Here is a 10,425-nt window from a genome sequence, read left to right as displayed (position 1 = left end):
CTAACGTGTTTTCGGGTTGAGATATTCGCTGAGGCGGTCACCGATCAGGTTCACCGACAGCACAAGAAGGAACAGGCAGATGCCCGGGAATGTGGCGATCCACCACGCGCTGGTGACGTAATTGCGTCCGACGCTCAGGGTCGCGCCCCAGCTGGGGGTGGGGGGCTGGACGCCAAGGCCAAGGAAGGACAGGCCCGCCTCGAACAGGACCATCAGCCCGAATTCCAGCGTGGCGATGACGGCCATGGCGGCGATGATGTTGGGCAGGATGTGGCGCAGCAGGACGCGCGGCCAGGACGCCCCCATGGCGCGGGCCAGCCGGACATAGGGCATGCCCGCCACCGACAGCGTCTGCCCATAGGCCACGCGCGCATAGCGGGGCCAGCGGGTCAAAGCCAGCACCAGAATGACGTTGATGAAGCCCGGACCCAGCACGGCCACGGTGATGATGGCCAGCAGGATTGCGGGGATCGACAGGAAGATGTTGACCAGCCGCATGATGATCGTTTCCGTCCAGCCGCGCAGATAGCCCGCCGCCATGCCCAAGGCCGTACCGACGATCCCCGACAGCACCACCGACAACAGCGCGACCGACAGCGACACCCGCGCGCCATAGATGATGCGGCTTAACAGATCGCGCCCCAGTTCGTCCGAGCCAAGCAGGTACAGGATGCCGCGCGCCTCGGTCCCCGGCGGTTTCAGACGTCCCATCAGGTTCTGGGAATTCGGGTTGTTCGGCGCGATCCATGGCGCAAGAATTGCGATCAGCACCAGACCCAGCAGGATCAGCGAAAACGGCCCGACGATGCGATACAGCTTGGCTGTGCGCGATCCGGCACGGCGCAGGGCCGAGGGGGCCGACGGGGCGGTGTCGGTCATGGGCGGGACCCTCCAAGTCTGATGCGGGGATCGACCACGCTGTAGAGGATGTCGGCGGCGAAATTCACCGCGATGGTGACGAAGGCCCCCAGCAGGACGACGCCCTGCACGACGACGAAGTCGCGGCTGACGATGGCCTCGACCGTCAGCTGGCCAAGGCCCGGCCATGCAAAGACGGTTTCCACGATCACCGCGCCCGCCAGCAGCTGCGATATCTCAAGCGCGGTGACACTGATCACCGGAATGACGGAATTGCGCAGCAGGTGATGCGTGACCAATCGCCCCGTGCCGACGCCGCGGGCGCGGGCGCTGCGGATGTAGTCCTTGGACAGTTCATCCAGCACCGCGCTGCGGGCGATGCGGGCATAGGTCGCCATCGACAGCAGCCCAAGTGCAATCGACGGCATGATCAGATGCTGCAACGACCCCGCCCCTGATGGGGGCAACCAGCCCAGCCAGACGCCGAAGACCATGATCATCATGATCCCGCTCCAGAAGGTCGGCATGCTTTGGGCGGCCAGCACCAGACCCATCAACACACGGGTGATGGCAAAGCGGCGGCCAAGCGCAAGGATCAGCCCGATGGGCAGACCGATGGCCAGCGCCACGACCAGCGCGCCGCCCGCCAGTTGCAGCGTATAGGGCAGGCGCGAGGCGATGATCGTCGTGACCTTGACGTTCTGGACGAAGGATCGCCCCAGATCGAAATGGGCCATGTCCCACAGGAACCGCCCGTATTGGACCAGCAGCGGTTGATCCAGACCAAGGGTCCGGCGCATCGCCTCGATATCGGCCTGCGTGGCGGTTTCGGGAACCAGCAGATAGGTCGGATCGCCGGTCAGACGCTGGATGAAGAACACCAGCGTCATGACCCCGAACAGCGCGATCAGCGCCTGACCGATCCGTTTGACGATGAACACCTGCATCGCGCGGCCTTACTCGGACCAGGTCATGCGGTTCAGGAACAAGCTTTCATTCGCCGTCGGCGTCCAGTCCAGCTTGTCCGATCCACCATAAAGCGCGACGGCCTGATACAGCGGCAGGATATAGCGCTGATCCTCCATCCGGGTCTGGATCTGGCGATAGGCGTCCATGCGCTGATCCTCGTCCAGCGTGCCGCGTGCCTGTTCCAGCAGCGCATCGATTTCGGGATCGTTGACCCGCGACCAGCTGGAGGTCGAATGCAGCAGCGGGAAGATCACCCCGTCCACATCCTGACAGGCGCAGGACCAGCGGCCAAAGCCAAGGATCGGACGCTTGCTGCGGTCTTCCTGACGGCTGTCGCCCAGATAGGTCGCCATATCCACCATGTCGATGGATGCGTTGAAGCCCGCCTCGGACAGCATCTGCTGCAGGGCCTGAACGATGCGCTGGTCAAAGACCGGGGCGGTCTTGATGATCATCGGTTCCTGGCCGGCCTCACCCTTGGCCTCGACGATTTCGCGGGCGGCTTCGGGGTCATAGGGAATGGGCGCGACGTCGGGGATATATCCGAAATGCGCCGGCGTCGCCATCTGGTCGACAACCTGTTCGCCACCGCCCAAGATGCCCGCCACGATGCCCTCGCGGTCGATGGCCATGGCCACGGCCTTGCGCATTTCGGGGTCGTCCAGCGGCGCGCGCTGCGTGTTCAGCCCCATGAAGCCGATGCGTTCGGTCGGTGCCGACAGCACCTTGACGCCGGACGCCGATTCCAGTTGCATCACTTGGTCGCTGTCCAGCGAGACGACCAGATCGGCCGTCCCCGCCCGCAGGTTCGCCACCCGGGTCGAGGCATCGGGCACCGCCTTGAAGGCCACCTGTTCGAACGGCCCCTTGTCGCCCCAATAGTCGGGATTGACGTCCAGAATTACCTCGACCCCGCGGCGCAGGCTGCCGAACTTATAAGGGCCGCTGCCGACGGGGGCCTCGTTGAAGGCGTCATCGCCGACTTCCTCGACCGCATGCTGCGGCACGATGGACAGGTTCACCAGCTGCGCCAGCAACACCGGATAGGGGCTGGCGGTGGTCAGCACCACCGTCCGGTCGTCCTTGGCTACCGCGTCGGTGATCGAGTTGAACTGACCCAGCTGCGGGCTGCCCAGTTCCGGATCGGTGATGCGCTTGACAGAAAACGCCACGTCCTTGGCGGTTAGGGGCGTGCCGTCGTGGAAGGTGATGCCCTCGCGGATGGTCATCTGCAGTTCGGTATCCGACAGCTGTTCCCAGCTTTCCGCGACCTGCGGCACGATCTTGCCGTCATTGTCGCGCGTCACCAGATTGTCGAAGATGTTGCGATAGACGTAATAGCTGTCGGGGTTCCACTGCATATGCGGATCCAGCGACGAGGGTTCGTTCACCAGATCGACGGTGAAATCGACGGCCAGCGCCGGAACGGCGCAGGCCAGGCTAAGCGTCAGCGCGGTGGCGGCGCGCGCCAGTGTCATGCGGAATGTCATCCTATCCTCACTGTTGGGGTGGGGGCGTCCCGGCCTGTCTCGGCGGCGGGGGATGCCGTCTTGGTGGTGGCGGTCTTGGTGCCGCCCTTGATGGGGTGAAGGTCCAGTTCGTTGCGGGACTGCATCAGCCCGTCGGCGGCGAAATCTCGCAGCGCCTGCTGATCGGCGCGGCAGGATCGCGCCAGCGCATCCGCATCGCCCCTGATCAGAGCATCGCAGAAGCCCGCCATGTCGCGGGCGGGCAGGCGGGCATCTGTCGTTAGCTCAAGAAAGCGCCGGATGCGGTCGGCCTTGTCCCAAAGCGTCGTCAGCATCTGCCCGATCAGCGGGTTGATACGTTCGGCCGCCAGGTCCAGCGCCATGCGTTCATAGCCGCGCAGGCTGTCGCGTGCCGCAGGTTCGGGGCGGTCATGCAGGGTCTGGGCGATAGTGGCCAGTTCCTGCAGGCGGTCCTTGTCGCGCGGCGTCAGCGCCGCATCCGCCAGCGCGGCCTCGGCAAAGGCAAGGGCATGCAGCACCTGTCCGATATGGGCGCCCGTCATCGGCAGGACCCGCCAGCCAAGCCGCGGGATCGCCAGCATCAGCCCCTGCGCCGACAGCTTGGCCAACGCCGCCCGTGTGGCCGCACGCCCCAGTCCGAAACGATCGGCCAGATCGGCCTCGGGGGCCGTCGCGCCGGGGGCCAGCTGGCAATGCAACACGGCCAGCCGCAGTCGTTCCTCGGCCAGATCCAGCTTGGAACGTGGTTGCAAGGGGTCCGGTGCCGTGGTGAAGGGCGAGTGCGGGTCAAACATGAACATGTCCTGAATATCTTCTGAACATGTTCAGTCAGCTTTCCTGGGATGTCTAGAAAAACTTCCCTCTCTTTACCGATGTCAAACCGGATGCCACCAATTTCAGCGCAAAGGGCTGGTTGGATTGGCTAGGTTCTTATGATGCACGGAAGGTGACGGAGAGCAGTCGGGTCTTTGAACCCCATTGGCCATATTTGGACTGCATCCTGCTGCGATGGCCGCTGCTTGCCCGAGGGCAAAGTGCGGGGTGTCTGCCACCGCATGTCGGCGAAGATACTCGACCTGTCGCCAGCCGGGATGTTTGCCGACATGCCGTTCGATATTGTCGCAATGCGACGACCAGACGCCGATCAGAGCAAGCATGTGCGCTGGTTTGTCTGCGCGTGTCGCACCGGCCGGATGTCACCCCGGAAGCAGGACGTCTGAACGCAATCTTAAATAAAAGACGCTTTTATCCGGAACTTCGCAGTGACCGTCTGATGGAACGGAAAAGGCCCAATAACCCTGTTCGTCAAACGCACCCTGTCAACTGAAACCGTGATGGCGACCCCGGGAGGACTTGAACCCCCAACCCCAGACTTAGAAGGTCCGTGCTCTATCCAGTTGAGCTACGGGGCCGCGATGCGTTCCCTGACGGGGCGCTCGGGTTGTTTAGCCGCCTTCGGCGCGGCTTTCAAAGCCATATTGCAGTTCAATCCACCACACGTGTCATGAAGACCGAATTGGGATCGGGGCGGTAATCAGCGAAGGGGGGACATTCGCTGAAGCCTTCGCGCATATAGAGACCGCGTGCCGCCACGAAGGTCGGTTGGACGCCGGTTTCCAGCGACAGGCGGTTCAAACCCTGTTCGCGTGCATGGGCGACAAGGTGGTTCAGCATCATGCGCGACAGACCGCGACCGCGGTGTTCGGCCAGAACATGCATCGACTTCAGCTCTCCTTGGCCGTCGCCGTGATCCTTCAGCGCGCCCATCGCCATCGGGGTGCCGTTGTCGCGGATGACGAAGAAGGCGATCGAGGGATGCGCCAACCCCGAGGCCGGCAGCATGTGGATCGATTCGGGCGGGGTGTCGGCCTGCATGTCGGCGGTATGGCGCTGGAACAGCAGGTCCAGATCCGGGCCAAGCGGGCTTTCGCGGTGGATGGTCGGGGTCATTCAGGCGGCCTTTCGTGGCGCCGGACGCAAGGCGGTGACCCGCGTCCGGCGATGTTCCCGGTTACAACACCTTGTCGAAGACGGGCCGCAGGCGGTCAAGCGTGCCGTCCACGTCCTTCAACTTGTCCAGCCCGAACAGCCCGATGCGGAAGGTCGAAAAATCGGCCCCTTCCTCAATGGCCAAGGGGACGCCGGCGGCGATCTGGGTGCCTTGGGCCGCGAAGGCCTTGCCGGATTTCACCTGCGGATCGTCGGTATAGCTGACGACGACGCCCGGCGCCTGGAACCCCTGCGCCGCAACCGATGCGATGCCGCGTTCTGCCAGTTCGGCACGCACGGCGCGGCCAAGCGCCCATTGCGCGTCACGTGCGGTTTCCAGCCCGAAGTCGATGGTTTCCTGCATGGCATCGCGCAGGCCCAGCAGGGCATCGGTGGGCATGGTGGCGTGATAGGCGTGGCCGCCATCCTCATAGGCCTGCATCATCGCGCGCCATTTCTTCAGGTCCAGCGCAAAGCTGTCGCTGGTGGTGGCGGTCAGCCGTTCCGCGGCACGTTCCGACATCATCACCAGACCGGCCGAGGGCGAGGCCGACCACCCCTTTTGCGGGGCCGAGATCAGCACGTCGACGCCGGTGGCCCGCATATCCACCCAGACCGCGCCCGAGGCAATGCAGTCCAGCACCATCAGCGCGCCGACCTGATGGGCGGCATCGGCCATCGCCGTGATGTAATCATCGGGCAGGATCAGCCCGGCAGATGTTTCCACATGGGGCGCAAAGACGGCATCGGGCTTGGCCGCAAGGATCTTGGCCACGACCTCGTCGATGGGGGGCGGGGCATAGGCGGGCCGGGGCGCGTTGCCGGTGGGGCGGGCCATGACGACGGTGGTGTCGCGGGCAAAGCCGCCAGCCTCGAAGATCTGGGACCAGCGATAGCTGAACCAGCCGTTCCTGACGATCAGCGCATGGGCATCGCGTCCGAATTGGCGGGCGACCGATTCCATCGCATAGCTGCCGCCGCCCGGCACGATGGCCACCTGCGCCGCGCCATAGACCTGACCCAGCATCCCCGACAGGTCGCGCATGACCTGCTGAAAGCGTTGCGACATATGGTTCAGGGACCGATCGGTGAAAACGACCGAGAATTCGTCCAGACCCTCGGGGTCGATCTCGGGGCGCTGATGGGGCATGGGGCGTCCTTTCGTGGCTTTTGGCGAACCCTAGCGCGGCACACCCGCGCCCGCCAGAGCGCCAAAGGGCGCAGTGCCTCTTGCGCCCGCGCCATGCCCGCGACTAGGTTCAAGCTGTCAGCAACATCAAGGTTTTCCATGCGTATCGGCATACTTCAATGCGGCCAGTCGCCTGCCCAGTTGAAGGACAGCTTGGGCGATTATCCCGACATGTTCGTTCGCCTGCTGGGCGGACGGGGCTTCGACTTCGACATCTGGCACGTCGAGGACATGCAGTTCCCCGATGACATCGACGCGGCCGACGGCTGGCTGCTGACCGGATCGCGCCACGGCGCCTATGAGGATCACGCCTTCATCCCGCCGCTGGAAGATTTCATCCGCCGCGCCTATGCGGGCGGTGTGCCGATGGTGGGCATCTGCTTTGGCCACCAGATCATCGCGCAGGCGCTTGGCGGCACGGTCGTCAAGCATCCGGGCGGTTGGGCCGTGGGCACGCAGGATTACGATTTCGACGGCCAGCCCGTGCGTTTGAACGCATGGCATCAGGATCAGGTCGTGACCTTGCCCGAAGGGGCGCGGGTCGCGGGGCGCAATGCGTTTTGTGAAAACGCCGCGCTGATCTATGACGACCGCGCCTATACGGTTCAGGCCCATCCCGAATTCAAGGATGAATTCGTTCAGGGGCTGATGGACACCCGCGCCAAGGGCGTCGTGCCCGAAGACCTGTTGGCGCAGGCCGCGTCCCGCATGGGGCAGGCGCAGGGATCGGACCTGCTGGCCGACCGGATCGAGGCCTTTTTCAAGCAACCGCGCGCCCTGTCGCGCCCCGACACGCAAGGTGCCGCATGAGCGATTGGACCGACAAGTTTCCGCAGGCCGCCCGTGATTTCGTCGCAGGCCGCCGTCTGGACGAGGTCGAATGCATCGTGGCCGATATTGCCGGTGTGGCGCGGGGCAAGGCGATGCCTGCATCGAAATTCTCGCGGCAGGATCAGTTCTATTTGCCGAACTCGATCTTTTTGCAGACGATCACGGGGGAATGGGCCGACAATCCCTCGGGGGCATTCACCGAGCCCGACATGGTGATGAAGCCCGATTACTCGACCGCCTCGGCTGCGCCATGGACGGCGGATTGGACCATTCAGGTGATCCATGACGCGATGGACCAGCAGGGAAATCCGGTCCCCATCGCGCCGCGCAACGTGCTGAAACGTGTCGTCCAGATGTATAAGGACAAGGGCTGGAAGCCGGTCGTCGCGCCGGAAATGGAATTCTTCCTGGTCGCCCGCAACATCGATCCCAACCAGCCGATCATCCCGCCGATGGGCCGCACGGGGCGCAGGGCCGCCGCCAAGCAGGCCTATTCGATGTCGGCGGTCGATGAATACGGCAAGGTCATCGACGACATCTATGATTTTGCCGAGGCGCAGGGTTTCGAGATCGACGGCATCCTGCAGGAAGGCGGCGCGGGCCAGGTCGAGATCAACCTGAACCATGGCGATCCCGTCGCCTTGGCCGATGAGATCTTCTTCTTCAAGCGCCTGATCCGCGAAGCCGCCCTGCGCCACGACTGTTTCGCCACCTTCATGGCCAAGCCGATCGAGGGCGAACCGGGCAGTGCGATGCATATCCACCACTCGATCACCGATCTGGAAACCGGAAAGAACATCTTTTCCAACGATCAGGGCGGCGAAACCGATGCCTTCATGCATTTCATCGCCGGGATGCAGAAGCACCTGCCCGCGGCCATCGCGCTGCTGGCGCCCTATGTAAACAGCTATCGCCGCTATGTCCCTGACTTTGCCGCGCCGATCAATCTGGAATGGGGCCGTGACAACCGCACCACCGGTCTGCGCATCCCCATCTCCGGACCCGAGGCGCGGCGGGTGGAAAACCGCCTGGCGGGGATGGATTGCAACCCCTATCTGGGCATCGCCGCCAGCCTTGCCTGCGGCTATCTGGGCCTGCTGGAACAGGAAAGCCCGCGCGCCGAATGTCTGGGCGACGCCTATATCTCTCAGGACGATCAGCTGCCTTACAACCTTGGCGACGCCTTGGACCTGATGTCCGAAAGTACCGCCATGCGCAGCGTGTTGGGCGAGGAGTTCGCCGACGTCTACGAGGCCGTGAAGCGCAATGAATACAAAGAGTTCCTGCAGGTCATCAGCCCGTGGGAACGCGAACACCTGCTGCTGAACGTATGAACCTGCTGCACCTGAACGACAGGGCGGGGGAATATCCGCCCAGCCTCTATGCCGGTGATGCTGACAGTGGGCGTCTGGACCCGCTGCAGGGGGACGCGCGCGCCGATGTCGTGGTTGTGGGCGCGGGCTATACCGGCCTGTCGGCGGCGCTGCATCTGGCGCGGCGGGGTCTGTCAGTCAAGGTGCTGGAGGCGCAGCGGGTGGGTTTCGGCGCATCGGGCCGCAACGGCGGTCAGATCGGGTCGGGCCAACGTCAGGAGGTCAACTGGCTGGAAGCGCAGATGGGCCGCGACACCGCCCGTCGCCTGTGGAATCTGGCCGAGGAAGCCAAGGCACTGGTCCGCGATCTGGCGCAGGCAGGCGGCGTGCCCGTCCGCGATGGCATTGCCCATGCCTGCCGGTCCGAGTCCGAGGTGACCCACGCCCGCCACATGGCCGACCATCTGGCGCAGCATTACGATTACGACCGCGTGGTCCCGCTGGACCGCGATGGCATGGCGTATGCCTTGGGCAGCGATGCCTATGTCGGTGGCGATCTGGATCAGGGCGCGGGACATGTCGATCCGCTGGCCCTGGTCCGTGCCATGGCCGCGCAGGCAGAGGCGGCGGGCGTCACCATCCATGAAGGCAGCGAAGTCATCCGCATCGACCACGCCACCCATGCCAGCGGCCAGTCGCGCGTGGAAACCGCGCAAGGCAGCGTCAGTGCCGATCATGTCGTGCTGGCCTGCAACGGCTATCTGGGCAAGCTGGATGGCCATGTCGCCGCGCGGGTCATGCCGATCAACAATTACATCGTCGCGACCGAACCCTTGGGCGACAGCAATCCGGAAATCCTGCCCGACCGCATCGGCGTGGCCGACACGAAATTCGTGGTGAATTACTGGCGGATGGACGACCAGCGCCGCCTGATCTTCGGCGGAGGCGAGACCGTCACCTATCGCTTTCCGCGTGACATCATGGGCGTGGTGCGCCCGCATCTGCTGTCGGTCTATCCGCAGTTGGGCGACGTCAAGCTGACCCATGCATGGGGTGGCACGCTGGCGATCACCATGAACCGCATGCCCTGTTTCGCACGCCCTGCGCCCAACTGCCTGTCGGCCAGCGGCTTTTCCGGCCACGGTGTCGCCATGGCGACCCTTGCGGGCCGCCTTATGGCCGAGGCCGTTGCAGGTCAGGCCGAACGCTTTGACGTCATGGCATCCGTCCCCACGCGTCCCTTCCCCGGCGGGGCGATGCTGCGCGGTCCACTGCTGGTGGCAGGCATGGCCTGGTACGGGTTGCGCGACCGCTTGGGCTTCTAGCCGCGCGGCAGGCCCATCCGGTCCAGCACCTGTTGCCGGATCAGCGCCGATTGCTGATCGGGCACGCCCAGCAGACCGGCCACCAGACGGATCAGGCTTTCTTCGTCCGCAGCGCGGGTTTCATCGGCATAGGCGACCTCCCACAATGCGGCCAGAACGCCCGCGCGGTCTTCCAGCGCGATGCGGTCCTTGATCTGGCGGGTGAAACGCACGGTGTCGCTGGCCTGCGATTCAAGCTGCTCGGCCTCGGCGCGGCGGTCGGCGGCTTCTTCGGGGGTCAACCCGTGGCGGCGGGCCAGCACGCGGTCGATGCGCATCCGTTCGGCGTCGTCGTAATTGTCGTCCGACCGCGCGACCCGCACCAGAAGCGCCGCGATGGCCAGCTCGGCCTGCTGGCTGCCCATGGGTTCGGGGTTGGGGGCATCGCCCATCAGCAGGTTCAGGATATCCTTGAACATGAT

General features: G+C 64.5%; 10 protein-coding genes and 1 tRNA gene. 3 read left to right on the top strand and 8 right to left on the bottom strand.

The features are described 5' to 3' along the window. From SJY40_RS09935 to SJY40_RS09905, 7 genes are all read right to left on the bottom strand, one after another. Window positions 1–879 (bottom strand): ABC transporter permease, encoded by an 879-nt coding sequence (locus SJY40_RS09935; protein WP_378945719.1) that lies wholly within the window; start codon window positions 877–879, stop codon window positions 1–3. Continuing rightward, on the bottom strand, window positions 876–1,805 hold the full coding sequence (locus tag SJY40_RS09930; protein WP_378945716.1) for an ABC transporter permease: 930 nt from the start codon (window positions 1,803–1,805) through the stop codon (window positions 876–878). The genes SJY40_RS09935 and SJY40_RS09930 overlap by 4 nt, the downstream gene beginning before the upstream one ends. Window positions 1,806–1,814: 9 nt before the next feature. After that, window positions 1,815–3,305, bottom strand: a complete 1,491-nt coding sequence (locus SJY40_RS09925) for an ABC transporter substrate-binding protein (RefSeq protein ID WP_378945714.1) — start codon at window positions 3,303–3,305, stop codon at window positions 1,815–1,817. Between the two features lie 8 nt (window positions 3,306–3,313). Continuing rightward, the gene (locus SJY40_RS09920; RefSeq protein WP_378945711.1) at window positions 3,314–4,111 is read right to left on the bottom strand and encodes a GntR family transcriptional regulator; all 798 of its coding nucleotides are present in this window, start codon (window positions 4,109–4,111) and stop codon (window positions 3,314–3,316) included. 541 nt (window positions 4,112–4,652) lie between these two features. Continuing rightward, window positions 4,653–4,729: transfer RNA gene (locus tag SJY40_RS09915), tRNA-Arg, on the bottom strand. A 73-nt stretch (window positions 4,730–4,802) separates the two neighbouring features. Next, entirely contained in the window at window positions 4,803–5,267 is a 465-nt protein-coding gene (locus SJY40_RS09910) for a GNAT family N-acetyltransferase (protein WP_378945709.1), read from the bottom strand. Window positions 5,268–5,328: 61 nt separating this feature from the next. Beyond that, entirely contained in the window at window positions 5,329–6,456 is a 1,128-nt protein-coding gene (locus SJY40_RS09905; protein ID WP_378945707.1) for an aminotransferase class V-fold PLP-dependent enzyme, read from the bottom strand. 138 nt (window positions 6,457–6,594) lie between these two features. On the opposite strand from SJY40_RS09905, the gene SJY40_RS09900 reads away from it, so the two are divergent. Genes SJY40_RS09900 through SJY40_RS09890 form a run of 3 tightly spaced genes read left to right on the top strand, consistent with a single transcriptional unit; the run spans window position 6,595 to window position 9,964 of the window. After that, complete coding sequence (locus tag SJY40_RS09900) at window positions 6,595–7,305, top strand: type 1 glutamine amidotransferase (protein ID WP_378945704.1); 711 nt, start codon at window positions 6,595–6,597, stop codon at window positions 7,303–7,305. Continuing rightward, window positions 7,302–8,660 carry a glutamine synthetase family protein gene (locus SJY40_RS09895; RefSeq protein ID WP_378945701.1) on the top strand — a complete coding sequence of 453 codons (1,359 nt, stop codon included), beginning with the start codon at window positions 7,302–7,304 and terminating at the stop codon, window positions 8,658–8,660. The genes SJY40_RS09900 and SJY40_RS09895 overlap by 4 nt, the downstream gene beginning before the upstream one ends. Next, complete coding sequence (locus SJY40_RS09890; RefSeq protein WP_378945699.1) at window positions 8,657–9,964, top strand: NAD(P)/FAD-dependent oxidoreductase; 1,308 nt, start codon at window positions 8,657–8,659, stop codon at window positions 9,962–9,964. The genes SJY40_RS09895 and SJY40_RS09890 overlap by 4 nt, the downstream gene beginning before the upstream one ends. Here the strand turns inward: SJY40_RS09890 and SJY40_RS09885 are convergent. Beyond that, entirely contained in the window at window positions 9,961–10,422 is a 462-nt protein-coding gene (locus tag SJY40_RS09885; RefSeq protein WP_378945696.1) for a TerB family tellurite resistance protein, read from the bottom strand. The two genes, SJY40_RS09890 and SJY40_RS09885, sit on opposite strands and share 4 nt — an antisense overlap. Window positions 10,423–10,425 lie beyond the last annotated feature (3 nt).

It is taken from the genome of Paracoccus sp. R86501 (assembly GCF_042466435.1).
Lineage (GTDB): Bacteria > Pseudomonadota > Alphaproteobacteria > Rhodobacterales > Rhodobacteraceae > Paracoccus.
Note: the sequence above shows the minus strand (reverse complement) of the source record. Positions and strands in the feature narration are given on the sequence as shown.